The organism is Lactobacillus kimbladii, assembly GCF_000970755.1.
GTDB classification, from domain to species: Bacteria; Bacillota; Bacilli; order Lactobacillales; family Lactobacillaceae; genus Lactobacillus; species Lactobacillus kimbladii.
On the sequence record NZ_KQ034007.1, the window covers coordinates 149,444 to 175,342 of the forward strand.

25 protein-coding genes are annotated in these 25,899 nt (G+C 36.5%); 18 read left to right on the forward strand and 7 right to left on the reverse strand.

Annotation, left to right across the window (positions count from 1 at the left end):
• The first annotated feature begins 1 nt into the window (after position 1).
• From JF75_RS01170 to JF75_RS01190, 5 genes are all read left to right on the forward strand, one after another.
• Positions 2-880, forward strand: a complete 879-nt coding sequence (locus JF75_RS01170; RefSeq protein WP_046331507.1) for a branched-chain amino acid ABC transporter permease — start codon at positions 2-4, stop codon at positions 878-880.
• 8 nt (positions 881-888) lie between these two features.
• Positions 889-1,845 carry a branched-chain amino acid ABC transporter permease gene (locus JF75_RS01175; RefSeq protein WP_045927446.1) on the forward strand — a complete coding sequence of 319 codons (957 nt, stop codon included), beginning with the start codon at positions 889-891 and terminating at the stop codon, positions 1,843-1,845.
• A 3-nt stretch (positions 1,846-1,848) separates the two neighbouring features.
• Positions 1,849-2,631: an ABC transporter ATP-binding protein gene (locus tag JF75_RS01180; RefSeq protein ID WP_046331508.1), complete on the forward strand. Its 783-nt coding sequence runs from the start codon at positions 1,849-1,851 to the stop codon at positions 2,629-2,631.
• Between the two features lie 6 nt (positions 2,632-2,637).
• Positions 2,638-3,342 (forward strand): ABC transporter ATP-binding protein, encoded by a 705-nt coding sequence (locus tag JF75_RS01185; RefSeq protein ID WP_141639338.1) that lies wholly within the window; start codon positions 2,638-2,640, stop codon positions 3,340-3,342.
• A 358-nt stretch (positions 3,343-3,700) separates the two neighbouring features.
• Entirely contained in the window at positions 3,701-4,903 is a 1,203-nt protein-coding gene (locus tag JF75_RS01190; protein WP_141639339.1) for an ABC transporter substrate-binding protein, read from the forward strand.
• 73 nt (positions 4,904-4,976) lie between these two features.
• Here the strand turns inward: JF75_RS01190 and JF75_RS01195 are convergent, their stop codons facing one another.
• The 3 genes from JF75_RS01195 to JF75_RS01205 are packed head-to-tail and all read right to left on the reverse strand — an operon-like array spanning position 4,977 to position 7,195.
• Positions 4,977-5,831: a class I SAM-dependent methyltransferase gene (locus JF75_RS01195; RefSeq protein ID WP_046331509.1), complete on the reverse strand. Its 855-nt coding sequence runs from the start codon at positions 5,829-5,831 to the stop codon at positions 4,977-4,979.
• A 26-nt stretch (positions 5,832-5,857) separates the two neighbouring features.
• Positions 5,858-6,502, reverse strand: coding sequence for a histidine phosphatase family protein (locus tag JF75_RS01200; RefSeq protein WP_046331510.1), 645 nt, complete (start codon positions 6,500-6,502; stop codon positions 5,858-5,860).
• 24 nt (positions 6,503-6,526) lie between these two features.
• The gene (locus JF75_RS01205; RefSeq protein WP_052726844.1) at positions 6,527-7,195 is read right to left on the reverse strand and encodes a M57 family metalloprotease; all 669 of its coding nucleotides are present in this window, start codon (positions 7,193-7,195) and stop codon (positions 6,527-6,529) included.
• 203 nt (positions 7,196-7,398) lie between these two features.
• On the opposite strand from JF75_RS01205, the gene helD reads away from it, so the two are divergent.
• Complete coding sequence (helD, locus tag JF75_RS01210) at positions 7,399-9,693, forward strand: RNA polymerase recycling motor HelD (protein ID WP_046331511.1); 2,295 nt, start codon at positions 7,399-7,401, stop codon at positions 9,691-9,693.
• A gap of 9 nt (positions 9,694-9,702) precedes the next feature.
• Positions 9,703-10,152, forward strand: a complete 450-nt coding sequence (locus JF75_RS01215) for a GNAT family N-acetyltransferase (RefSeq protein ID WP_046331512.1) — start codon at positions 9,703-9,705, stop codon at positions 10,150-10,152.
• A gap of 15 nt (positions 10,153-10,167) precedes the next feature.
• Here the strand turns inward: JF75_RS01215 and JF75_RS01220 are convergent, their stop codons facing one another.
• Complete coding sequence (locus tag JF75_RS01220) at positions 10,168-10,740, reverse strand: SGNH/GDSL hydrolase family protein (RefSeq protein ID WP_046331513.1); 573 nt, start codon at positions 10,738-10,740, stop codon at positions 10,168-10,170.
• A 94-nt stretch (positions 10,741-10,834) separates the two neighbouring features.
• On the opposite strand from JF75_RS01220, the gene coaA reads away from it, so the two are divergent.
• The 3 genes from coaA to efp all read left to right on the forward strand — a co-directional run bounded on the left by coaA (position 10,835) and on the right by efp (position 13,584).
• The gene (gene coaA, locus JF75_RS01225; protein WP_046331514.1) at positions 10,835-11,749 is read left to right on the forward strand and encodes a type I pantothenate kinase; all 915 of its coding nucleotides are present in this window, start codon (positions 10,835-10,837) and stop codon (positions 11,747-11,749) included.
• 74 nt (positions 11,750-11,823) lie between these two features.
• Complete coding sequence (locus JF75_RS01230) at positions 11,824-12,813, forward strand: ornithine cyclodeaminase (protein ID WP_046331515.1); 990 nt, start codon at positions 11,824-11,826, stop codon at positions 12,811-12,813.
• A 198-nt stretch (positions 12,814-13,011) separates the two neighbouring features.
• Positions 13,012-13,584, forward strand: coding sequence for an elongation factor P (efp, locus tag JF75_RS01235; protein ID WP_034978986.1), 573 nt, complete (start codon positions 13,012-13,014; stop codon positions 13,582-13,584).
• An 80-nt stretch (positions 13,585-13,664) separates the two neighbouring features.
• Here efp and JF75_RS10090 read toward each other — a convergent pair whose 3' ends face one another.
• The 3 genes from JF75_RS10090 to JF75_RS01250 all read right to left on the reverse strand — a co-directional run bounded on the left by JF75_RS10090 (position 13,665) and on the right by JF75_RS01250 (position 15,996).
• A complete protein-coding gene (locus tag JF75_RS10090) occupies positions 13,665-14,207 on the reverse strand; it encodes a helix-turn-helix domain-containing protein (RefSeq protein WP_141639303.1) in 543 nt (180 codons plus the stop codon).
• Between the two features lie 83 nt (positions 14,208-14,290).
• Positions 14,291-14,542: a hypothetical protein gene (locus tag JF75_RS01245; RefSeq protein WP_046331516.1), complete on the reverse strand. Its 252-nt coding sequence runs from the start codon at positions 14,540-14,542 to the stop codon at positions 14,291-14,293.
• An 11-nt stretch (positions 14,543-14,553) separates the two neighbouring features.
• Positions 14,554-15,996, reverse strand: coding sequence for a sugar porter family MFS transporter (locus tag JF75_RS01250; protein WP_046331517.1), 1,443 nt, complete (start codon positions 15,994-15,996; stop codon positions 14,554-14,556).
• A 623-nt stretch (positions 15,997-16,619) separates the two neighbouring features.
• Between JF75_RS01250 and JF75_RS01255 the strand changes: the two genes are divergently transcribed.
• The 8 genes from JF75_RS01255 (at position 16,620) to JF75_RS01290 (ending at position 25,887) form a co-directional block, all read left to right on the forward strand.
• Positions 16,620-18,020: a sugar porter family MFS transporter gene (locus tag JF75_RS01255; protein WP_046331518.1), complete on the forward strand. Its 1,401-nt coding sequence runs from the start codon at positions 16,620-16,622 to the stop codon at positions 18,018-18,020.
• Positions 18,021-18,059: 39 nt separating this feature from the next.
• Complete coding sequence (gene iolE, locus JF75_RS01260) at positions 18,060-18,971, forward strand: myo-inosose-2 dehydratase (RefSeq protein WP_046331519.1); 912 nt, start codon at positions 18,060-18,062, stop codon at positions 18,969-18,971.
• Positions 18,972-19,117: 146 nt separating this feature from the next.
• A complete protein-coding gene (locus JF75_RS01265) occupies positions 19,118-20,980 on the forward strand; it encodes an FAD-dependent oxidoreductase (protein ID WP_046331520.1) in 1,863 nt (620 codons plus the stop codon).
• A 116-nt stretch (positions 20,981-21,096) separates the two neighbouring features.
• Positions 21,097-21,810, forward strand: coding sequence for an isocitrate lyase/phosphoenolpyruvate mutase family protein (locus JF75_RS01270; protein WP_046331521.1), 714 nt, complete (start codon positions 21,097-21,099; stop codon positions 21,808-21,810).
• Positions 21,800-22,675, forward strand: a complete 876-nt coding sequence (locus JF75_RS01275; protein ID WP_052726846.1) for an isocitrate lyase/PEP mutase family protein — start codon at positions 21,800-21,802, stop codon at positions 22,673-22,675. Before JF75_RS01270 ends, JF75_RS01275 begins: the two co-directional genes overlap by 11 nt.
• Before the next feature lie 14 nt (positions 22,676-22,689).
• Positions 22,690-23,853, forward strand: coding sequence for an MFS transporter (locus JF75_RS01280; protein WP_046332892.1), 1,164 nt, complete (start codon positions 22,690-22,692; stop codon positions 23,851-23,853).
• A gap of 121 nt (positions 23,854-23,974) precedes the next feature.
• On the forward strand, positions 23,975-24,997 hold the full coding sequence (locus tag JF75_RS01285; protein ID WP_046331522.1) for a Gfo/Idh/MocA family protein: 1,023 nt from the start codon (positions 23,975-23,977) through the stop codon (positions 24,995-24,997).
• 26 nt (positions 24,998-25,023) lie between these two features.
• Positions 25,024-25,887, forward strand: a complete 864-nt coding sequence (locus JF75_RS01290; RefSeq protein ID WP_046331523.1) for a sugar phosphate isomerase/epimerase family protein — start codon at positions 25,024-25,026, stop codon at positions 25,885-25,887.
• The last annotated feature ends 12 nt before the right edge of the window (positions 25,888-25,899 follow it).

Here is a 25,899-nt window from a genome sequence, read left to right on the forward strand (position 1 = left end):
TTTGCAAACAGTTTTACAGCAAATCATTAACGCCTTGTCACTGGGTTCGATTTATGCCCTGTTGGCTTTAGGCTACAGCATGGTTTATGGCATTATTAATTTAATTAACTTTGCCCACGGCGACATTTATATGCTAGGTGCATTCTTTGCCTACTATGTGATTAATGCTTGGCATTTTAACTTTATTACAGCACTGCTTTCTGCAATGATTATTGGTGCAGTTTCAGGCGTAGTGATTGAGTATTTTGCTTATCGGCCACTACGTAAGTCGCCTCGTATAGCTGTCTTAATTACAGCTATCGGTGTCTCGTTTTTACTGGAAAATGGTATGTCATACTTTGTAGGATCAAATGCTCGTAGTTTTCCACAAGTAATTGAGCAGGTTAATTACAATATTGGTGGAGTACAAATTTCAAATGTTCAGATTTTAATTTTGGCTACTGCTTTAATATTGATGGTTTCATTACAGTTAATTATTCAAAAGACCAAAATGGGCCGGGCCATGCGTGCCGTATCAGTAGATCCTGCTGCGGCTGAATTAGTTGGTGTTAATGTTAATCATACGATTTCATTTACCTTTGCTTTAGGGTCAGCTTTAGCAGGTGCCGCCGGTATTTTAATTGGGATGTACTACAACCAAATTGATCCTTTAATGGGGATGACACCAGGAATTAAGGCCTTTGTGGCTGCCGTATTGGGTGGAATCGGTTCTGTTCCAGGAGCCTCAATTGGAGGTTTCTTAATCGGTATCCTGGAGACATTTTTCCAGTCTATCGGTTTGTCGGCATATAAAGACTCAGTTGTTTATCTAGTATTAATAGTCATTTTGCTTTTCTTACCAGCTGGTATTTTTGGCAAAAATGCTAAAGAGAAGGTGTAGGTGGCAAAATGAAATCGAATTGGAAATACATTTTGTCGTGGCTGTTATTAATGGTAGGCGGCTTTTACTTAATCAACGCATTGATCATGGTCGGCGTGATAGATGATTTCATTGAAAACATGCTGGTCACGATTGGAATAAATATTATCTTAGCTACCGGGTTAAACCTGATTATCGGTTTTAGTGGTCAATTTTCTCTAGGTCATGCTGGTTTCATGGCCATTGGAGCATATGCTACCGCGATTATTACTCAACGCATGAGTAGCGAAGCTGGCTTTTTAATCTCAATGCTCGTAGGTGTGCTGATAGCCATTGTAATTGCTGCAGTTATTGGTACGGCAACTTTCATTCGTTTAAAGGGTGACTATTTAGCAATCGCAACTCTAGGAGCAGCTGAAATTATCCGCAATGTCATTAATAATTTGAAAATTACTGGTGGAGCGGCAGGGTTATACAATATTCCTCAGTTATGCTCATGGCCAACTGTTTATATCTTGGTTTGTGTGACCACAATCATTTTGACCAACTTCATTCGTTCAAAAAATGGTCGGGCAATTAAAGCCGTTCGTGAAGACGAAATTGCTGCTGAAGCAATGGGAATTAATACTACTAAATGGAAGCTGGCAGCTTTCGTTCTAGGTGGCGCAACTGCTGCAATAGCTGGCAGTCTTCATGCTTCATTCTTGCAAACAATATCTCCTTCAAACTTTGGTATCATGGAATCTATCTCTATCTTAGTTATTGTTGTTTTGGGTGGTGTTGGCAGTATGACTGGCACGTTTGTTGCGGCGATTGTTTTAGGCGTTTTAGATACCGTTTTACAAAGTTTCGGTGCGTTAAGAATGGTGATCTATGCTATAGTCCTGATACTAATCATGATTTTCAAGCCATCAGGACTTTTAGGTAACTGGGAATTCTCACTTAAAAATTTGACACGCCATTTCGGCAAAAAGGAAAGGAGCTAGTATATGCCACACTTATTAGATGTTGACCACGTAGTGCGCAAGTTTGGTGGGTTAACTGCAGTTAATGATGTCTCACTTCATCTGGATAAGCACGAACTAGTTGCCTTGATTGGTCCTAATGGTGCAGGTAAAACCACTTTGTTCAACTTGCTAACTGGAATGGTGCAAGTCACTAGTGGAAAGATCAACTTGCAAGTTGATGATCAAAATTATGATTTAACGCATAAAAGTGCTGTGCAAATTGCAGACTTAGGTTTATCCCGTACATTTCAAAATATTCGCTTATTTAAAGACTTAACTGTTATGGATAATGTCCTAACTGCAATGACAAATGAATATAAAGAAAACTTTTTAACAACAGTTTTTCGTTTACCCAGTTTTTATAAAACGGAAAAGGAAATGAAGGAAGCTGCGCAAAAGCTATTAGCAATCTTTGATTTAACGGATAATGAACAAACTTTGGCTAAGAATTTGCCTTATGGAACGCAAAGACGCTTGGAAATAGTACGTGCTTTGGCTACTCACCCGCAGATTCTTTTCCTGGATGAACCTGCTGCTGGTATGAACCCAGAAGAAACAGCGGATTTGACTAATCTTATTAAGTATATTCAGAAGGAATTTCAGATCACAGTTTTGTTAATTGAGCATGACATGTCTTTAGTTATGAACCTGGCTGAAAGAATTTATGTACTTGATCAAGGCGAGATATTGGCTACCGGGTCTCCTGAAGAAATTAAGGCAAATCCTAAAGTTGTTGAAGCATATCTAGGAGAGGGTGATGACTAGATGGCAATGTTAGAAGTTCGTGACCTGTCTGTAAATTATGGTGTTATTCAAGCTGTTAAGAATGTCAGTTTTGAAATTAACCAAGGTGAAATCGTAACCCTAATCGGAGCTAATGGAGCTGGTAAGTCAACTATTGTTAAGACAATTTCTGGCTTGTTGAAACCCAAAAGTGGTCAAATTTTCTACCTTGGTGAAGAAATAGATCACAAAAGTGCTCCGCAAATTGTCAGCGCAGGTATCTCCCAAGTAGCAGAAGGTCGGCATATTTTTGCCGGAATGACCGTAATGGAGAATCTGCAGATGGGTGCGTTTTTGCAAAAGAATCATGATGAAGTTTCAAAAACCTACAAAGATATTTTTGAACGCTTTCCAATTTTGAAAAAAAGACGTAATCAGGATGCAGCTACCTTGTCAGGTGGTGAGCAGCAAATGTTGGCCATGGGTCGTGCCTTAATGGCAAAGCCAAAATTATTGCTGCTTGATGAACCATCAATGGGTTTGTCTCCCTTGTATATTCAAGAAATATTTAAAATTATTAAAGAACTAAACGAAAAAGGTACAACTATTTTGTTGATAGAACAAAATGCTAAACAAGCTCTATCTATTGCCGATCGTGGTTATGTATTGGCAACAGGAGTAGTGCAATTAAGTGGTACTGGTCAAGAATTGTTGGCTAACCCAGAAGTACAGAAAGTGTATTTTGGTGGTTAGTGGTAATCAAGTTGTTGTAATGACAATGATGTTAATTCATTGTTAAGTCAGATAGTGAAAACTATAGAGTTTACATAAAATTCTGAGGAGGTAATTGTGATGGAAACGAACTATTTTAAACAAAAGAGTAATATGAATATCTTTCAAACTCAGGATTTAGTTGCCTTGTTGTTGGAGCGCAGGACTTAACATACATGAATTACGTGATGTAATTTAAAGTAGTTAAGCCCTAGTTTGCGTGCCAATGATTGGGGTTTAACTAATTGATAATTTAAGCCTCATTCATTGATTTGAATGAGGCTTTTTTGTGGTCAATTTTAGTTAAAGAATAGAAAGAATAGTTAGAAGGAACAAGATGATGGATAATATTAGTGGTATTAAAAAAATAATGAATGTTGTAATCACTGGCATGGCAGCTTTTATGCTGGCAGGCTGTACTGTTGCTAAAAGCAGTAGTGGGGATGGAACTAAGCAAGATAAAGATTCAGTCAAAATTGGCGTCAACATGGAGTTGTCTGGAGCTGCAGCTGGTTATGGCAACGCTCAAAAGCAAGGTATTCAATTAGCAGTTAGTGAAATTAATAAAAAAGGCGGCATTGATGTTAATGGTCGTAAGAAAAAAATCAAACTGATCATGCGTGATAATAAAACTGCTATTTCTACTTCTGCTTCAGTTGCCGCCCAATTAGCTACGAAAGAAAAGGTAGCAGCAATTGTAGGACCAGCAACTACTAATGCCGGCACAGCTGAAATTCCTAATATTACTAAAGCTAAGGTACCAAGTGTCAGCCCTTCAGCGACAGATCCAAATTACACTTTACAAAAGAATGGTAAAGTTCAGCCATTTGTTTTTAGGGCATGTTACCAAAATAATTTTCAAGGCGGTAGTGCAGCCAAGTTCGTAATGAATAACATTAAGGCAAAGAGAGTGGCTGTCTATACTGACAATTCAAGTGACTATGGTAACGGTCTTGCTAAAGCATTTAAGAAAACTTATAAAGGCAAGATAGTTGATAGTCAAACATTTTCAGAGGGTGACAAAGATTTTAACGCTGTATTAACTTCGTTTAAAGCTAAGAAAGTCGATGCTATTTACGTTCCCGGCTACTACACTGAAGTTGGCTTAATAATTAAGCAAGCGCGTCAAATTGGAATTAAGGCACCAATTGTCGGTAGTGATGGCATGGCTGATCCGAAGCTGGTACAGATTGCTGGTGCTAAAAATGCAAGTAAAATCTACTATACTACGCCATTTTCAACACAGGTAGCTGCCAAGGATCCAACTGCTTCTAAATTTATGCGTGATTTCAAGAACCGCTACCATGAAGAAGCACCAACTTTTTCTGCTTTAGCTTATGATGCGGTATATATGATTAAAGAAGCAATCGAAAATGAAAAATCCGATGATTCTGCAAAAATCACGAAGGGTCTGGAACAAATTAAAGATTTTACTGGCGTAACTGGGAAAATCACTGTAGATAAAGATCATAATCCTGAGAAACCAATTGCTGTAGAAGAATTAATTAATGGTAAAGTGGGTAAAACTTTTAAAATTGAATAAGACTTATTTTTAGGTAATAAAAAGGTTAGCTTTTCTAGCAAAGCTAACCTTTTTGATTGTATTAATACTGATTTTACAATTTTTGTGCAACTACTGAAAAAGTCAATGGAATCTGTGGTGAATCAGCTGGAAGTGTCCAACCTTCTTGGCTTTTATCATAGATTAGTGATGGCAAAGACTTCCAATCACTAATTTTATGCTCTCCTACGTTTTTAATAGTTAAACCAGCAGCAATTAATGAATTAATAATTTCTGCAAAATCATGAGCCCAATTATGGTTTGTCTGATGCTTTATTTTCCCATTAGAATTTGGTGTATATGAAGCATCTGATTGATAAGTAATCTCAGTGCCGCTAAAGTAACCCAGCTTAATTTCTAACCCGGCATTATCAAGTGCAAATAACAAAGGGTGATTGTCACGAATCATGAATATTCCACCAGGAGCAAGGAGTTGAGCAATAGATTTTGCCCATGATTTTAATTCTGGCAGCCAAGTAATTGTACCTGCGCTAGTCACAATTATGTCGAATTGTCCTAATTTTTCCGGCATAGCTTTTGCGGCATAGCGAGCGTCGCCTTCAACGTAGGTAATTGAAGTATTAGCCTCTTGGGACAATTTGCGTGCATACTTTAATGCAGCAGGTGAAAAGTCCAGGCCGTAAACGTCTTTAGATCCTAGGCGTGCCCAACTGAGCGTATCATCTCCAATATGGCATTGCAAATGAAGTAGTCGCTTATTTTCAACTGAATTATGAGTCAAAAAGGGTCTGAGTACGTCTAAATCACGTTTAACAGTTGTAGTTACAGCATTTTTGTCTTTAGCAAACTGAGTAAGATCGCCATAACCACCATTTGCATGTACATCAGCGCGATCATTCCAGTTATTCAAGTTGTCAGCAACGTCAGACATATCATTTTTTGATTTCATAAAATGTTCTCCTGTTAATTGAGGCATCAGAGCTTTAATTTGTCATATGAAACAACTTTTTTCTCTTGCTCTGTCATATTCATCACTGTAATTGAAGCATTACGAGGTCGTTCTTTAATATCAAAATCGCTGTAACGATCGGCAATACTATGAATGGTAAAGCCGTGAGTCACGAGCAAAATATTTTCAGCCCCATCTAATTGACTGATTAATTTAAATCCCTTATTTATTCTGTGCCAATATTCTTTAGCATTTTCTGCGTCATGAAAAGGATCGGCTTCTTTAATCCAGTCTTTCACTGTGTCTAATGATTCATTTTTGAGCATTTCAGCATGGCTTTTATAACCGTGAGGACCACTGATCATTTGCCAAGCAGCATCTGAATCCATACCTTCAAAATAGCCGTAAAAATGTTCACGGAAAAAAGGAGTTGCGATATGTTGAATTTCATCACGGTTAACATTGTGTTTAATGATGATATCACAAGTGTCGCTGGCTCTTTTCATATCACTTGATAATGCAATGTCAAAAGGCACATCTTTTAAAGCTTCACCAACTTGGTCAGCACCTGCTATTCCTTTTTCTGTTAGTGGGGTATCACACCAGCCTTGCATTTTATTATAGCGGTTAATAAAGGTTTCACCGTGACGTACTATATATATTCTTTTCATTTTACTCCTCACAAATCTAATTTTTTATTCTTTGTATAACTTTTGAACATTTTCAACGTCGACAGGCTCAATTGGATACAAAGAACCGGTAGGATACATTACAGACACTCCATTATTATGTTTTAGTCCGATTGCATGTCCCAATTCATGTTCGACAGTATTTAAAATACGTTGGTAAGTATAACTATATGGTGAAAAATTCTGTAAATAATAAATATTTAACCTGGTAACTGCGGAATACATGATTCCGGTTTTCACATAATAATGAAAAGTAGTATAACCCGCATAATTAGTATTTGGGCTGTAAACCTGCTCAATTACGATATTAGCTTTTTTCTTGCTTTTGGCTTCAGTAAAAGTAAAGGCTTTGGTATCATTCCATGCATCAATTGCATCTTTAGTAGCTGAAATTAATTCTTCATTATCATTAAGATCAATGTAAACAGTGGCTTTAGGCTTTTTCCAGTGCCAAGAAGAAGCTATAGCAGCTGTATTCTTTTTCTTGGTCTTTTTAGTTTTCTTTGTTTTCTTTTTAGCTTTTTTTGCCTTTTTAGCAGTTTTCTTGGCATAAACAGTCTGAGAAGGCCAACTGAATACAGAATTATCAGCAATCGGAGCAACTGTACTTTCAATTGTAAAAGTTACAACCAGCGCACATGCTAATTTTGATAAAAAATGACAAAATCTTTTCATACCTTAATCAACTCCATTACCTTACATTATATAGGAAAAGTAGAAAAAGTTTCATAATTTACTGACTTTAACACATAAAATTATAATCGTTATCTGGAAATTTTTACAGATTTCACTGTTTAGCAAAAAACGAATCCAAGGTTTTAATATAAACCGATTTCATGGTAAAATAGAATGCAAGTTTTGGAAAATTAGGTGAGTTTATGACAAAAGCGATGGATGATAGAGAATTTGAGCAAAAGCATCTCGATAAGATTTTAAAAATGATACGGGCTAAAAAAGCCGAGTTGTCCTCGTCAATTAAGTCCGCTGAAGGAGAAGCCCAAGATCTTAATTCACACTTTTTTGATGATGTAAAATTAGATTATGACGGCTATTCAACATCTATGGAAACTGCTTTGTCTATTCACCAGCAACAGCAGTTACTTGATGAACGTCAAAATGCTTGGCAGCATGCCGCAAAGCAACTAAGCACTGTCCAAAAATTAGAGCAAAAGCCATATTTTGCCAGAGTTGATTTCAAAGAAACTAATGAAAAACCAGAAACTATTTATATTGGTCTGAGTTCTTTTGCGGACAAAAATAATCATTTCTTGATTTATGATTGGCGTGCACCAATTTCATCAATTTATTATGATGGCAAGATTGGTAAGGTTTCTTATATGTCGCCTGAAGGTGAAATTACCGTTGATATGACCAAAAAGCGGCAGTTCATGATTGAAAACGGCAAGATTATTAACATGTTTGACACTAATGAGTCTATTGGTGATCAGATGCTGCTGGAAGTTTTAGGTGAAAAATCCGGCACGCAAATGAAATCAATTGTGACAACGATTCAGCGTGAGCAGAACAAAATCATTAGGAACACCAGTGCAGACTTATTGTTTGTTCAAGGAGCGGCAGGCTCTGGTAAAACTTCTGCAATATTACAGAGGATTGCCTATCTGCTGTATCGCTATCGTGGCAACCTTACCAGTAGTGACGTCATCATGTTTAGTCCTAATCAATTGTTTAATGATTATATAAAAAATGTTTTGCCCGAGATGGGTGAACAAAATATGGTACAAATGACATACTGGCAATTTGTAGCAAGACGATTGCCTGGAATGACTGTTGAAAATTTATTTGATCAATTTGAAGACAGCAAAGCTGATTCTGCAATTAGTCAATTTAAGGATTCAACAAATTTCTTTAATTTGCTGCACCATTATGCTAAACACCTCAATAATCGAGGCGTAATTTTTAAAAATATTTACTTCCGCAATAAAAAGAAACCATTTTTTACAAAAGAAAAAATCAGTGAACTCTATTATTCATTTAATTCCAATTATAATTTGAGCAATAGAATTGATGCTACGCGAGAAGGATTAATAAAATCACTCAATCGCAAGATTAACAGCGAAACTAAAAAGGCCTGGGTGTCAGACGCCATCCAAAATCTTAGTCAAGAGCAGCTAAATGCTTTATATGATCGTCCAGACCAGGAGTTTGAATCAGAGGAAAAAGAAGAAAAATTCCTCAGTCGTAAAATTGTCGTGAAGGCACTTGATAAAGTTTTCCAGCAAATTAGACGGAATAATTTTATTAATATGCGTGCACAATATTTGAACTTTTTACGTGCTGTTCCTAAAATGACTGACCTAAGTAAATGGCGAATTGAAGAAGCAGATTGGCAAAAACATATCGAAGAAGTTAAGCAAAGTTTTATGAAGCATTATATTCATATGAATGATGTTTCGGCCTACTTATATCTTTATGATCTGATGACAGGCCGTCATGTAGATTATGAAATGCGTTATGCTTTTATTGACGAGATTCAGGATTATACGCCGTTTCAACTTTGCTATCTGAAATATAATTTTCCTCGCGCTAAATTCACGATGTTGGGTGATTTAAACCAGGCTATTTTTACCAAAGATGAAAGTAGAAGTCTGCTTAAGCAGATCAGTGGTTTATTTGATCCTGAAAAAACTGATGTTGTCCAATTAACTAAATCTTATCGTTCAACAAAACAGTTGACTGAATTTACCAAGCAAATCCTGCGACAGGGTGAAAAAATTGAATCGTTTAACCGTCAGGGTCCTAAACCAGCTCTGTGGCAACGTTCTGATGATACTGCTACAATCAAGGTTTTGGAACAAATATTAGATGAAAATACTCAGGCTAACATGACAACTGCAATTATTACCAAGGACTTGGCTAGTGCAAAAATTGTGGCAGAAAAGCTTAAAGAAGACAAAGTGAAAGCAACGCTAATTGCTACTGCCAATCAGCGCTTAGTTGACGGCACATTGGTCATCCCGTCATATTTAGCTAAGGGTCTCGAATTTGATGCCGTTATTATGTGGGCTGCCTCCAAAGAAAACTATCATCGCATTGATGAAACGCAGCTTGTCTACACAATCACTTCGCGGGCAATGTACAAGCTTGATATTATTTATACTAACGAAAAGAGTCCACTTCTTGAAGTAGACCCAGAAACTTATATAGAAAAGTAGGAATTTTTGATGACTGACAGTGAGAAATTTACCTTCAAGCGGATTGCGCAAATGACAGGTCGTGAAATGTTTTGTGTAGCTCGTTTACGAATAGATACGTTTGTAACCGAACAAGAAATAACAGCACCAGAGCTTGACGATCAAGATTTAGACTCAATTCAGGTTTATTTGCTCAACGCTGAGAAAACAAATGCATTGGCCGTTTGTCGTATTTTTCAAGAAAATGGTAAGTGGATGCTAGGCAGAGTAGCAGTAGCTGCAGCAGCCCGTGGGCAAAAATTAGGAACCAAAATGATGAAACAGGTTCATGAATTCCTGCGTGATCAGGGTGCCGACCGGCTTTATTGTCATGCACAATGGCAGGCAAAGCCCTTCTATGATTTTTTAGGCTATCACACTGAAGGCGAGCCATTTGTAGAGGCTGACATTAAGCATGTTATGATGTATAAAGATTTATAAAAATGATAACTTGCACTATATTTGTGCAAGTTTTTCTTTAATTGTCGTCACTACCAGATTTATTAAAATTTGATTTCCGATAGTAGTGAGATGTTGTCCATCTTCTTGATAATACGAAGATAAATTTTCCAACGGACAAAAGTTGGCGATTAAGTTAATAAAGGGGATATTATACTTGCGAGCACAATCTGCAGCAATTTGATTATATACTTTCATATCTTCAAGATTATAGTATTGCATAATGTCCTTGTTATTAGGATCTTCATAAGATGGACCTGCAATAATCATTTTAGCAGCACCGATATTTTCAACCATGTAATCCAGGTTCTTAGCATAATCAGCGCTGTTAATGCCCCAATCACTTGACATGTCGTTTGTACCGTATTCGAGCACTACTATGTCGGCATCTTGCGGAATTAAATTTAGACGTTTCTTGCCTTCGGCAGTGGTGGCACCGCTTAAAGATAAGTTTATAATTTGCACATTTGCACCTAATTCTTTTTGCACGCCTGCAGTTATGACATTGGTGTCATGACCAGCATGGTAGCCATTAAATATAGAATCGCCAAATAGAATTATCTTTTTCATAGTTTTGCCTTTCTTTTTGATTAGAAGAATTAATTAGGAAACTTTATACTTTTATTTTACTATATTGATGAACATAAGATTTAAGGACATTAGGATGAAAAATTATTTACGATTTAACAGAGAAAAATGGCAGTCTTTTTCTGCCACTGAACCAGTTAAAATTACTAAAGAAGAACTGGCAAAGATAAAATCTTTAGGAGATATTATTAATTTAACTGACGTTAAAGAAGTTTACAGCAGTTTAATTAAGTATCTTTATTTGGTTTATCAGGAAAAACGGGCATTGCAGCAAAAGCAAAGCGAGTTTTTGCATCAGAAAATTGCTAGCGCACCTTTTATTATTGGTATTTCCGGTTCAGTTGCGGTGGGTAAATCTACCACTGCCAGACTTTTACAAGTATTGCTCAGCCGGACATATCCTGATTTGAAAGTACACTTAATGACCACAGACGGTTTTATTTATTCTAACCAGGAATTGGAAAGACGCAATCTGACTGATCGTAAGGGCTTTCCTGAAAGCTATAATATGAAATTACTTACCGACTTTCTGCAAGATGTATTGAGTGGCAAAAAAGATATTGTTTATCCCCTTTATTCTCAAGAATTGAGTGATATTGTGTCTGGGGAATATGGTCATGTGTGTGAACCCGATATTTTAATTATTGAGGGCATTAATACGTTGCAGCTGCCAACCAATGGCCAAATTGTGACGAGTGACTTTTTTGATTTTTCAATTTATATTGATGCTCCTGAGGACCTGATTGAAAAGTGGTTTATGCAGCGTTTTGTCAGGGTAATGGAACTAAATAAGAATAATCCGCATAATTTTTATTATGAGATGGCTAATGGCCCTAGGGATGAAGCCTTAAAATTTGCAGAGGAAACTTGGCAAATGGTGAACTTGGTCAACTTGCGTGAATATATTGCTCCAACCAAGCAACGCGCCAATTTAATTTTGCATAAAACTGCAGGTCATGTTATCGATCAGATTTATCTTAAACAAATCTAATGTGTACCTTTTAAAAGAGTAACTTATAATAGGCTGTAAAAGTATGAAATAAAGAGTAAATATAGGAGGAACAAATGTTACTGTTAAACAGAAGTGATATTGAAAAATGTTATTCCTTAAAAGACTGCATTGCTGCAGTGGCCGATGCCTTTAAATATTTTTCTGCCGGTAAAGTAGATGTGCCTTTAAGAACTCAGATTCTTAAGCAAAATGGCAAAGATACCTTCTTGTGTATGCCGGCTTTTTGTGAAGATTATGATGCGGCATGTGTGAAAGTGTTGAACATGTTTCCCGAAAATATTAATCAAGGTTTGCCTTCAATTAATGCTCAGGTGTTAAATATTGATACCAAAACAGGAGTAGTTAATGCTATTTTGGATGGTAATTATGTTACCCAATTGCGTACTGGCTCTGCTTCTGGCGTGGCGCTGAAATATTTGGCAAAAAAGAATTGCAGAAAGGGTGCATTGATTGGCACGGGAGGGCAAGCTGCTACACAACTTGAAGCGATGCTGATCGTACGTAATCTAGATGAAGTGGCTGTCAGCGATCTTGATTTTGAACGTGCCCAAAAGTTTGCTGCCAAAATGCAAGAACAACTAGCGCAATACCATACAAAAATTACTGCTGTTAAGACAGGCAATGAAGCAGTGAAGGATGCAGATGTGATTATTACGGTTACGCCGTCGACTAAACCAGTTTATGATGCTCAATTTATTAAAAAAGGCGCAACTATCTGCGGTGTTGGTGCTTACCAGCCAAAAATGGAAGAGACCCCGGCCGAGCTAGTCGCTAAAGCAAATAAAATTTACTTTGATTCTAAAGATGCTGTTTTAGCAGAATCTGGTGACATAATTATTCCTTTAAATAAGGGCATGGTTGCAAATACTAGTTTTACTGGCGAAATCGGTCAAGTAGTCAGTGGCGACTTAATTGGGCGTGAAAACGATGACGAAATAATTTTCTTTGAAACTGTTGGCATTGCAGCTCAAGACCTGATGGCAACGAAGTCTATTTATGATAAAGCCGTAAAGCAAAAAGTAGGCACACAAGTTAATATGTAATTTCACCATCAAACAACCCTATGGTTTATATTAAAATCATAAATCACCGATTTAGTGGTGTTGATAAAGTCCAAACTTTGTTATACTAATCATTATGAATGAGATTTTTTTACTATTAATTAAAAAATTTGCTTTACCTCCAGCGTGGTTTTCTTAAAATCAGTAATTAATTCAGAAAAAGATTTAAAGGAGTAAAAAATGGTACAAGCAATTAACTTAAAAAAAGGTATGGTCTTTAGTCAAGATGGCAAACTAATTCGTGTTCTAAAGGCTAACCATCATAAGCCCGGAAAGGGCAACACTGTTATGCAGATGGATTTGCGTAATGTTGAAAGTGGTGCTGTGGTTCATAAAACTATGCGTCCAACGGAAAAAGTAGATTTAGTCGAAATCACCAAAAAAAATGCGCAGTATCTTTATAATGAAGGTGATATTTATACTTTTATGGATACTGAAACTTATGAACAATATGAGGTTTCAGCAGAACAATTAGGTGATGATAAACTTTACCTGATGCCTAATATTGAGGTTCAGTTGGAATTTGCTAATGACAGCAAGTTGCTTGGTGTGGAATTACCATCAACTGTTACAATGAAAGTGGCTCATACTGAGCCAGGCATTAAAGGCGCAACTGTTACCGGTTCCGGCAAACCAGCTACTATGGAAACAGGTTTGGTAGTCCAAGTTCCCGACTTCATTAAGGAAGGTGAAGAACTGGTTATCAATACGGCAGAGGGTGCCTATAAGTCAAGGGCCGAAGGTGGCAAGTAATTTTAAAATTATAATATAAGCTAACAAAGCACTTCACAAAATTAATAGTGAAGTGCTTATTTTTTTGTTTAAGTTAAAAACTAGTAATATTTTTTTCTGAACTGGCCAGGTGACATTCCTGTTGCTTCCCTTATTTTCTTATATAAATGGGATGCATCTGTGAAGCCACAAGATATTGCTATTTTTTCCAAAGGAATGGTTGTATCTTTCACAAGCAAGCTTTCAGCCTGCTTTATGCGTATTTTTAATAAATAACTATGAATACTCAAACCGGTATATTTTTTAAAGTCACGTGCTAATTGTGAGGGACTCATTGAACACTTTAAAGCAATGTCGTTGACAGTGATTTTCTTATAATAATTCTGATCCATATATTTAATAGCAATTTTAATATAATTAGGAGCAGAATGAAATTCACTGGAATGATTAGTAAGTTCGTGCTCTTGAGTAGCAAATAGGTCGCAAACTAAACTGTAGGTTAGATTAGATAAAAAGGGATCGTTTGTACCATCAGAGTTTGTAGAAATTAACCGAAAAATTCGACTAAATAAGTTTTCAGTATTTTTGTACGGTGTAAAGACCGGAAGAGTGTTTTCAATAACTTCATTGAAAATCTTTTGCATAAAAGGGCTGTTAAAGTGTAGAAAATAAAAATCACTGTCTGTCACAGCCTTATAATAATTAAATTCTTTACAATCTAACAAAACTATTTGCTGTTTCGCAATAAACACCTGGTTACGAAAAAAAATTCCATTTCTCCTTTTTTGATATATATTATTAAAAAAGAATCCATAAAATCTCTTTTTACTTTATACGGATAGGTCACCAGATATTCTGCCCCAAACATAGGGTAAAAGAATATTTCATGTGCCAAATCGCTGGGATTATTAAAATAAATTCCTTTTTCAATAGTAACGCCACACTCATTTTGGGGAATAAAATCCGAGTATTTATTCATTTTGTTCCCTCTTATTTATCTGAATTTTGATTTACATGACGGTTCTGAAAGCAAGATTGAAGTTCTTCAAGAGATTTTCCTCTTGTTTCAGGGATAAATTTAATCGCATAAAATAGCGAAAATATGTTTAGTACAGTAAATACAATAAAGGTATTACTAAAGCCAATATTAGTCAATAATATTGGGAATATATAACCTACTAAAAAATTTGATAGCCATAAAAAGAAAGTCGCAATGCCCATAGCCATTCCGCGAATACTTTGAGGGAAAATTTCTGACAGAAGGACCCAAACAATGGGCGAAACTCCTCCTTGGAAAAACATCAGAAAAATAGCCATCAGTAAAAGCATAACATATGGGAAAATTGGACTTTTAATTAATACCACCGAAAGTATGCTGATTGCCAACATTGTTATAGTAGTTCCGCAAATAGCAGTAATTACCATTTTCCTTCTGTCGATTTTGCCCATTAAATGGATACTGGCAATGGTAGCAAGAGTTGAGATGATACCGTTGCTAATATTTGCAATTAAAGCAGCAGAATGGCTAAAACCGGCATTGCTTAAAACAGTTGTGCCATAAAACATAATTATGTTTATACCAATTGCTTGTTGCATTACCCCCAATCCAATACCAATCAATATTAGACGGCGAATCCAGGGAATTTTCAAGTCCTTAAAGGTCGCCTTTTTCTGTTTGCTGCTTAAAGCTAAAGACTGCTTAATTCTGACAATTTCAGCTTTAGCATCTTCTTTACTGTTACGAATTTTCTCCAAGACTGAAAACGCCTGATCGTTTTGGTGTTTAGTCACTAACCACCTTGGCGATTCAGGTACTTTATGTATACCAAATAAAAGCAAAGTTTCGGGTATAAGTCCTACAGCTAGCATGTATCTCCAAATGCCGCGATAGCTTCCCAGCATTACCCCGAATAATGCATTGATTATGTAAGATAGTAATTGCCCGCTTACGATCATCAGTTCATGATGATTAACAAATTTGCCTCTTATTTCAGGTGTAGACAATTCTGCCAGAAAAACGGGACTAATGACTGACTCTGCACCAACCGCTAGACCTAATAAAAAACGACATAAAATCATTACTAATGCATTTGGTGCAAAAGTGCAACCTAAAGTGCCAAGAATAAAAATCCAGGCGGAATACATTAAAACTTTTTTTCTGCCGAAATAATCTGAAAGTTTGCCTCCAATGACTGCACCAAAAGCAGCGCCTAAAGTGATACCGCTGGTAACCAGACCTTCATCTGAAGCATTTAAATTAAGCTGATCAGGTTTACTCATAAAAGATAGGGATCCATTCGTGGCCCCAGTATCTATACCAAATAACAAGCCGCCTAAAGTAATTATCCAACCATAACGTTGTAATCTTTTTTGCTTATTTTTATTTATGTATACATCTGCTTTGTTAGAAGATGCATCTTGTTCATTGTTCATTGAATCACCATATTCCTAATTTTTAAAAACCAAGTTATAAGTGATGCAATAACCAAAAATAGGCTCGTGAGTAATTTTTATCATTTTTTACCGGCTATTTCAAGGGTATTCATTTTTTAAAAGAATAATAAATGTAATAAAAACCGCCACATATAAGAGATAAAAGAAGCTTACGTGTTTTTAAAATATTTGTTAATGAAAGAGCAAACTTGATTAAAAAACATCTTTTTACTGGATAAAAAGATTAAAAGTACATTTTTTTAGCATAAAAGTACATTCTTTTAACTTGAAATTAACTTTTCTAGAAGTATAAAAAAGGCTTTTTTAAAAATATTTTATATGTATTTTATTTATTAATATTAATAATAAATAATAAATAAAGGTATTTATATGTACTTTTAAAAATGTCGCTTTTATAAAATATGTTTATTAATAAATAAAAGCGTTTGCAAAAGAAATAACGAACTTTACAGTAGGTTCCAGTGATTGCAATCACTGAAAATAGAAAAATATTTCTATATTTCTTAGATTTTTATTATTTGCTCGTAATAAGAAATAGTCATATTAAAGTTTTAATGTGCTTTAGTTGTTAAAGCATGTCACATAAAAAATGGAGATTGCAAATGCAAGAAGATAGTTATGAAAATAATCATCATGGTTATTTAGTTTTAGTTGCGTGGATTGCATGTATGGGTTCCCTATGCTTTGGCTTTGATACTGGAGTTGTAAATGGCTCCCTTGACTTCTTAGCTAAACCGGGTCAATTAGATTTGTCATCCTTTGAACAAGGTGTCGTTTCAAGTGGTCTGACATTTGGTGCCGCTTTTGGTGCCGTTTTTGGTAGTCCACTAAGCGACAAGATGGGCCGTAAAAAATTAATGATCTGGTTGGGCGTGTTATTTACGCTTACAGGTTTAGGCTGTGGCTTTGCACCCAATACTGGTGTCTTAATAATACTAAGAATAATCATGGGCTTAGCAGTTGGCGCAACGTCTGCTTTAGTACCAGTTTACTTAGCAGAAATTTCACCGGCTAAAGAGCGTGGTAAATTTGTCAGCATGAATCAGCTATTAATTGTCGGTGGCCAAGGTTTATCGTTTCTTATAAATGCCATTTTAGGCAATACGATTGGTATCCATAATGCCGGCGTTTGGAGATTGATGCTGGGAATTACAGCAATTCCAGGTATTTTACTTTGGTTCGGTATGTACCTAGTACCAGAGAGTCCGCAATGGTATGCCAATAAGGGAATGTTTGGTAAAGCGCTACAGGCTTTGTATCGTGTTAGAACCAAGGCTCAAGCTGAGGCAGAAATTGATGAATTAAAAGAAAATGCTGCAGAACTAGAGCGGGAAAATGCTGAAAAAGCATCGTTTAAGGACTTTAAAAAACCGTGGATTTTTCAAATTGTTATTACCGGTTCCTTATTGGGAATTTTTCAGCAATTCGCTGGTATTAACTCTGTAATGTATTACGGCACAAAGATTCTAACCTCTGCAGGTTTTGGTAGTAATACCTCGCTATATATGAATATTGCTAACGGCGTATTTTCAGTCATTGGTGCCATAGTTGGTATGTATACAGTTGATAGGCTGGGAAGAAAGCCATTATTGTTAATTGGCTATATTTTCTGTGCCCTGGCCTTAATAGTCGTAGCAGTCATTGGTAGCTTCGCACTTCATACTTCTTGGGCTCCGTATGCTGTTTTGCTTATTTTGCTAGTTTATATAGTTATTGATCAGGGTACTTTGGGTCCTGTAACTTGGTTGCTTAACTCTGAAATCTTCCCAGCCCGTTACCGCGGATTAGGAACCGGAATTACCATCTTTGTTTTATGGATGGCTAACTTCGTAGTAGGTTTGTTATTCCCAGTCATTTTGTCGGCTTTGGGTATTTCATCTTTCTACATTTTTGCAGCATTCTGTTTACTTGGTGCATGGTTTGTCAAAGTTAGAGTTCCCGAAACTAAAGGAGCTTCTTTAGATAGTATAGAGAAGTTTTTCCATAACAGATACGACAAATAGGAAATTGTGATTAATAAAGAAATATGGAGGAGAAAAATTATGTCTGAATATGATGTAAATAAAAATATAAAATTAGGTATTTGTCCTATTGGCTGGCGTAATGACGATATTCCATCAATTGGTGCGGAAAATACTTTTCCCCAACTTCTGAGTGATGCCGCTTTAGCTGGCTTTAAAGGAGTAGAAATGGGTGGCTTCTTCCCATGTCCTGATGAGATTAATTATGAGCGCAAACTGCGCCACATTGAAATTGCAGGTCAATGGTTCAGTAGTTTTATCATTAGAGACGGAATTGAAAAAGCAGCAGCAGACTTTGAAGAGCACTGTAAAAAGCTGCAGACTCTTGGTGCACATATTGCAACTGTTTCAGAGCAAACTTATTCCATTCAGCAAACCAGTAAGAATATTTTTGAAGATAAACCATATTTCACAGATGAAGAATGGGAAAAAGTATGTGCCGGTTTGAATAAGTATGGTGAAATTGCTAAAAAGTATGATGTTAAGGTCGCATATCACCACCATTTAGGAACAGGTATTCAAACTTTGGCCGAGACTAAGAGATTAATGGATAACACTGATCCTGATAAGGTCGGCCTAGTCTTTGACACGGGTCATGCCTATGTTTCAGAGGGCGATGCCATGCCTATGCTAAATGAATTTGTTGACCGTGTTGTTCATGTTCACTTCAAAGATGTCCGCAAGAACAAAGAGGATGATTCAAGAAAGAAAGGTTTATCTTTCCAAGACTCATTCATGAATGATATGTTCACTGTTCCAGGTGATGGCGATATTGACTTTAAGCCAATATTTAAGACCTTAGCCGATCACCATTATACTGGTTGGATTATGGTTGAGGCCGAGCAAGACCCTAAGAAGCACAATCCGTTTGAAATGGCATTGAAAGCTCATCAGTACATGGAAGATGAGTTATTTGCGCCATACCAAAAGTAAAAGAAAAATATAGATGAATTAAAAGGCATGCTTATATTACTTGTACACTTAATTAATAACAGAGCACACTTGTTTAATTTAATTTTATTAAGTTAGTTTTCGCCTAAATTGCCTTTTTATAAAAAATAGTGAGGTTTTTAATATATATGATTATTGATAAGTCCATTAAATGGGATAAAGTCTACGATGTAGTAGTTTTAGGATTCGGTGGCGCAGGTGCCTGTGCAGCTAGGTTTGCTGCTGATAATGGGGCAAAAGTCCTCCTTGTTGACAAAGCACCTGAAGGCCATGAGGGAGGCAATACTAGGTATTCGGGTCAAAATGTTGGTTATACACCAGACCCGCAAAAATTCAGAACCTATTATAAAGCCTTGGCCCAAGGCTTTCACATTGATGAAGATGTGGAAGATACTGTCATTAATGGTTTGGCCAATATGAAAGAGTATTTTTCTAAATATTTGGAAGTTGAGCCTTTTGTGTTTGGTGAGCATCCGGATGACAACCCGTTGTCTCATACTGCAGATAACCAAACCACTGCCACTCACCCAGAATTTCCTGATTCTTCGGCTTCAGAGTTAATGACAGTTCATAATGGCATGTTTGATTCCGCCTTATGGACTGTACTTAGAGAAAGAGTTTTGGACAGGATGGATGATATTGATGTTTGGTACGATTCACCAGCAGTTCATATTATTCAAACGCCGGATAAGACAGTAGTTGGTGTCCAAATTAAAAGAAAAGACAAAGTTAGAAATATCGGTGCCCGTAATGGTGTGGTTTTGTCAACTGGTGGCTTTTCAAACAGTAAGATTAAGATTCAAGACTTTATTGGTGAACATCATTTGGCTCCTGTTGGTACGCTCTATAATACTGGTGATGGCATTGATCTTGCGCTTGAAGCTGGTGCCAGATTATGGCATATGACAACTTATAATTCCGCTGGCATTGTGGGAGATTTAACTTTGCCGGTTAAAGAAGGAGAACGCAGTGTTTTCCAGCCAGCAGATATTGATGCTAAGGAAATGTACACTGGCAGTATTTTTGCAGTTGGTGATGATGGTACAAGATATTGTCGTGAAGATATTTTCAGTATTGAAGGCTGGTTTTATAATCATGGTCAATGGCGTACACCTCAGGCACCGATCAAGCCATATGTTGTCTTTGACCAAAAACAATACGAAAGATTAGCAAAGATTGATCATGTTCCATATCAGCGTGCGCTAAAGAACTTCTTAATTAGTGCAAATAGTGTTGCGGAACTGGCTGCAAAAATTGATGTCAAACCAGAAACGTTAACTTCAACAATTGATACTTTCAATTCTTATGCAGAATCTGGAAACGACTTAGACTTTCACAGAGCAGCTGCGACTTTGGAAAGATTTGATACATCTGATACCATTTATGCTTTGCCAATGGTTCAATCTGTTGCTCAAACTCATGGTGGTCCTAAGAGAAATGGCAAAGCTGAGATCATGGATCCGTTTAACAATGCCATACCGCATTTATACGGAGCAGGAGAATTAGGTAGCAATATTGTCAGAATTTATCAAGGTGGAGAAAACCTGGCTGACTGCTTGATATTCGGTAAAGTCGCTGGTGAAAATGCAGCTAAGGCTAAGCACGATAAAGATGCTCTGTTTGAAAACGGCAACGATGCTGCTACAGGTGCTTCTGTTAAAGCAGATCCTGATTTAGCAAGTGATTTAAAGAAGAAATACACTTTTGAACTTGGCAAGAATCAGTATCTTGGCGTAAGTTCTGCCGGTATGGGTAATGATATTGTGGTTCGCGTTACTGTAGATGACAATCAAAACCTTAAAAACATTGAAGTTTTACAAGAAAGCGAAAGTGAAGACTACGGTAAGAGAGCGATCAAAGCTTTACCAAAAATTATGGTAGAGAAAAATACTTATGATGTTGATGCTATTTCCGGTGCCTCATCATCCAGCAGAGCTATGAAAGAGGCTGTTAAACAGGCTTTAGATTCGGCTAAAGAAAAAAATAAATAAAATACAGTCTTATTGCAAAATGTAATTTATAGAACTCGCAGTTGACTTTTCGGAATGATCAAATATACATTCAGAAATTAACCTCTGCGAGTTTTTTTAATAATTGGAGAAAAATAATGTTAAAAGGAATAATACCTGTAACTATCTCTGCCAACTTAATTAAAAACTTGGAAAGTGACCAACCGCTTTTTGTCAGTGGTAGATTGCTAGCCATAATGACTTTAGGAAAAGATAATGAAGGTTTGATCACAAGGCGTGAGTATTTGCAATATTTTAGTACGCTTAGTATAGAAACAGAAGCAACCTTAATTGCTGATGGCCAGTCCGGTTTTGGCAATGAACTTAGTGCCTGGACTACCGCAAAGGAATTGGGAAATGCAGGGGCACGCTATTTAGTTCTTAATGATCAAAAGTGGCCAGCCACCTCTACTGAAATAGCAGGTACATTAGCTAAAAAGATTTTTATGAATATGGTTAAAGCAGCAGTAGCAGGGGGTAAAGACTACGATTTACAAATTATTCCTAAATTAGAAGGAATAACAAAATATGGTTATGCAGAATTAATAAGCAGAATTGAATTACTCTTAAAGATGGGAATTAAGCAAATTATTGTAGCTAGATTAAACCGAAACGAATTGGCGCAGTTAAAAGCTGAAAAATTTTTCCCAAAAATCGGAATTGAATTAGACAATATGGCCCTGGATCTAATAGAGGTTAAAAACTTTAAGCCAACATTTATAGTGCCTGTAGAATCAACCATTGCAAGTACTTTAAGTGCAGAACAACAATTATATGAATTTTATATCAAGGAGAACAATTATGAAAAATAAGGGCAAGAAAATGCGCTTAAAGTTTAAAAAGCTGGTTCATAATAGTACGGAAATTATAAAAATACCTGTTGTAGGGGATGGCTTATCAGCCAAAATAAGTGCAAAAGCAGGCTTTAAAGCAATTAATGTAACTGGATCTGCTACTAATTTTGTATACGGCAAACCCGATATGGGCTTTGCTGATTTTTATACCTTATTCGATCAAGCTCGCAAAATTATTGAAAATGTTTCTATTCCAGTTTTATGTGATGTTGGCACTGGCCATGGTGCGAAGGAAAATATTGCGCGAACAGCTCGTAGTTATGAAGCAATTAATTCAGCAGGAATTTACCTTGATGATGGTGTATGGCCTAAGAGATGTGGTCAAATGGCTGTGACCCAAATAGCGCCAGTTTCTGAAATGGAGAAAAGAATACATGCTGCAGTTGAAGCTCGAAAAGACCCTGATTTTGTGATTATGGCCCATTCTTCAGCCAGAGCAGTTTGTGATATTAATGAAACTATTGTAAAACTGCGCGCTTATTGTGCAGCAGGCGCTGACATGTTATATGTCGACAGCGTTTCATCAGAAAAGGAATTAGTGCAAATAGCATCAGGACTTCCAGAAGTACCACTATTAGTGAATTTTGCTAGCTTAGCAGGAAATCTTAGTGAGAAAAATTTGTTTGATATGGGTTATAACATGGCAACTTTTGGAGAAGAAGCAATTTTTGCAAGAGTAAGTGGCGAGCAAGAGCTTTTAAAGCTAAAAAAAAGTAATTTCACTACTCTTTCATCAAAAAGTGGTTTTATTAGTGCGCCAGCATTTGAAGACTTGGTTGATACCGGGCAAATAACTGAACTTGAAAAAGAATTTACTTTATGAATCAGGATAATGATATGAAAAAGAAACAACAAGTAATCAAATTTATCATCATTATTATTCTGTTTTGGTTTGCCCAATATGTTTATGTTCCTTACCAAACTCCCTTTTTAACTGCTATAAATGTTGCAGCCGATTTTATCGGAATTGTGGTTGGGGCTTATGGCTTCTCGCAAATGTTATTGAGAATTCCTTTGGGGATGCTGGCAGATTGGCATTTAAACCATAAGTTGTTAATTACACTTGGTACATTATTAGCCGGTTTAGCATCAATTATGAGAGTGCTTTTTCCCAGTGGTATTGGCTTTTTATTAGGTAATATTTTTTCAGGAATTGCCAGCTCAACTTGGCTATCTTTTATAATCTACTTTTTAAAATTACGTTCAGATGTGAGCAAAGTAGAAAACATGGGTATTCTGGTAATGGCCAATAATTTAGGGATGCTTCTGGGATTTGTGATTTCAAGTTTATTTTATACAAAAATAGCCATGAAAGGTCTATGTGTTTTAGGCGTACTAGCCGGTATATTAGCCTGCATAATGACCATGAGTTTACCAAGTTTTCAGTTCAGTTATAGTTCTGGAAAAAATTCTTTTATCAACTTAATCAATGTCTTTAAAAGTAAAACTTTGCTAATCAGTGGTGCATTAGCTTTTATTCAACAAGGAATACAGATGGCTACTACTATGTCTTTTACCAACCAGGTGATTAAAGAAATCCATGCACCGACTTATGCTGAGGGGTTGTCGTCCATCATTTATATGTGCTCAGCTGTCTTGTTTGCCCGCTTAACTTCCTCAAAGTATATTGAAAAGTTTAGTGATAGAAGTATTTTAATAGTTAGTTATTTCTTACTGGCGCTATATTGTTTTGCTATTCCTTTGGCCAGGAAAATATATTTAATATATTTATTACAGATTATCCCTGGCGTTGGTACTGGAATATTATTTGCCATTCTTAACGCAGCAGCAATTTCTAACGTCCCGCAAAAGTCACTTTCGACAGCAACGGGAGTTTTTCAGTCCATTTATGCTCTGGGCATGACGCTTTTTCCCATTTTTGCCGGACAATTACGTACACAATATTCAATGACTGTTTCCTTTCAAGTTATGGGTATTTTAGCCTTGCTAGGGGACTGTATTGTAATTATTTTTTGGCAAAAGGTAAGTAAAAATAATTAGTTGTTTTTTACATTTTATGAATATTTATATACATTGAGGCTCCATATGAAAGCTCTATAATGAAATTTGTAACAAGTGAGCGAAAGCGTTTACTGAAACTAAAATATATAGGAGGAATATTATGACACTTAGAATTGGTATTATTGGTTGTGGTTATAAGGGCTCAGACCATATTGATCGTGTCGCTAACAGGATTAATGGCGCTACTTTGGCAGGTGTTGCTGATATTAAGCAGGAACTTGCTGAAAAATATGCTCAAAAATATAACTGCAAGCACTTTGAAACAGGTGAGGAACTAATTGAATCACCTGATATTGACGCTATCATGGTAGTTACTCGTCCCCATGATACTCATGTACCATTTGTTCTTAAAGCACTTGAAAAAGGAAAGTATGTCTTTAGTGAAAAGCCACTTTCAACTTCAGCAGATGATTGTAAACGTGTTGTTGAAGCAGAAACCAAAATTGGTAAAAGATTAGTTCAAGTAGGTTTCATGCGTCGCTATGACAATGGCTATCGTCAAATCAAGAAAGCTATTGATGAAGGAACTTATGGCAAGCCATTACTTTTGCACATGACACACAGAAATGAAACAACAGTTTCCGACTACTATGATAATGATGCAATTGTTGAAACAGCTATTCACGAATGTGACATTATGCACTGGTTAGTTGGTAGTGACTATGACAAAGTTTCATGCTTTATTCCTGGAGCACAAACCAAGTACACTCATGAGGGTCTGCATGATCCCCAAGTAATGACTTTTGATACTAAGAATGGTATTCATGCTGATCTAGAAGTATTTGTTAACAATCATAACAGCTACGATATTAATTGTGAAGTTGTTTGTGAAGAAGGAACTATTGCTTTGACTAGTCCAATTTTCACTCAAGTCAAAACTCAAGAAAGAGCACAAACCTCTATTCCACAAAATGATAGTTTCCGTTTCCGTCAAGCCTTTGATTCAGAAATCCAAGATTGGGTAAATGGTGTGTTAGCTGACCATCTTAACCCAACAGCCCCAACAACTTGGGATGGTTTAATGGCCTGTGTTGCTGCTGATGCTTTAGAGAAATCACGTGACAATGGCTTTGTCAAAGAACCGGTAGTTTTACCTGAAAGACCAGATCTTTATAAGAATTAGTAGTTAAAAAGGAAATAGAGATTTATATGAAACTAGCATATGATGCTTCAATGTTTCGTGACAGTACGCCACTTCATGAAACTATTGATAAAGTAGCGGAATTAGGATATAAATACTTGGAATTAGCTCCTAGAACTGATTTCTTCTGGTTTTATCAATATCCTAAAGCAAATTCTGCTATGATTGCAAATGTTCGCAAATGGTGTAGGGATGCAGGAGTTGAAATTTCATCCTTGGTTCCTGTCCAGCAATGGTCGTCTCCTAATGAACAGGAAAGACAAGCTGCTGTCCGTAACATGAAGAGGACAATTTGGCTCGCCTCTGAGCTTGGCGTTGATACCATTAATACTGAATTTTCTGGGGATAAATATGATTCTGTTACTTCAGAAGGTCAATGGTATAAATCCATGGAGGAATTGCTTCCTATTTTTGAAAAGGAAGGGATACGACTTGAAATTCAAGCTCATCCAAATGACTTTATCGAGTCTAGTTACGCGGCAGCACAACTTATTCGCTCACTTAACTCTGATAATGTCGGCCAAGTGTTGTGTTCGGCACATGCCTTTTACTCTGATGGTGGCAAAGGTGATGTCAGAAAACAAATTTTAGACTCAAAAGATGTATTAAGTCACGTTCTAATAGCAGATACGTTTAACTTTGCTGGCTCTTACGGACTTAGATACACTATTAATCCGCCTGGTGCTCCTGTAACTATTCACCAACACTTAAATCCTGGTGAAGGCGAAGTTAATATGGATGCCTTTTACGCTACATTACGCGAGATTAATTTTGATGGTATCGTGACTAATAATGTATTTATGTGGCCCGATCGTATAGAATGGTCAAATGAAAAAACCTTAAAGTCCATTAAAGATGGACTACATATTTAGTGAAAGGAGGAT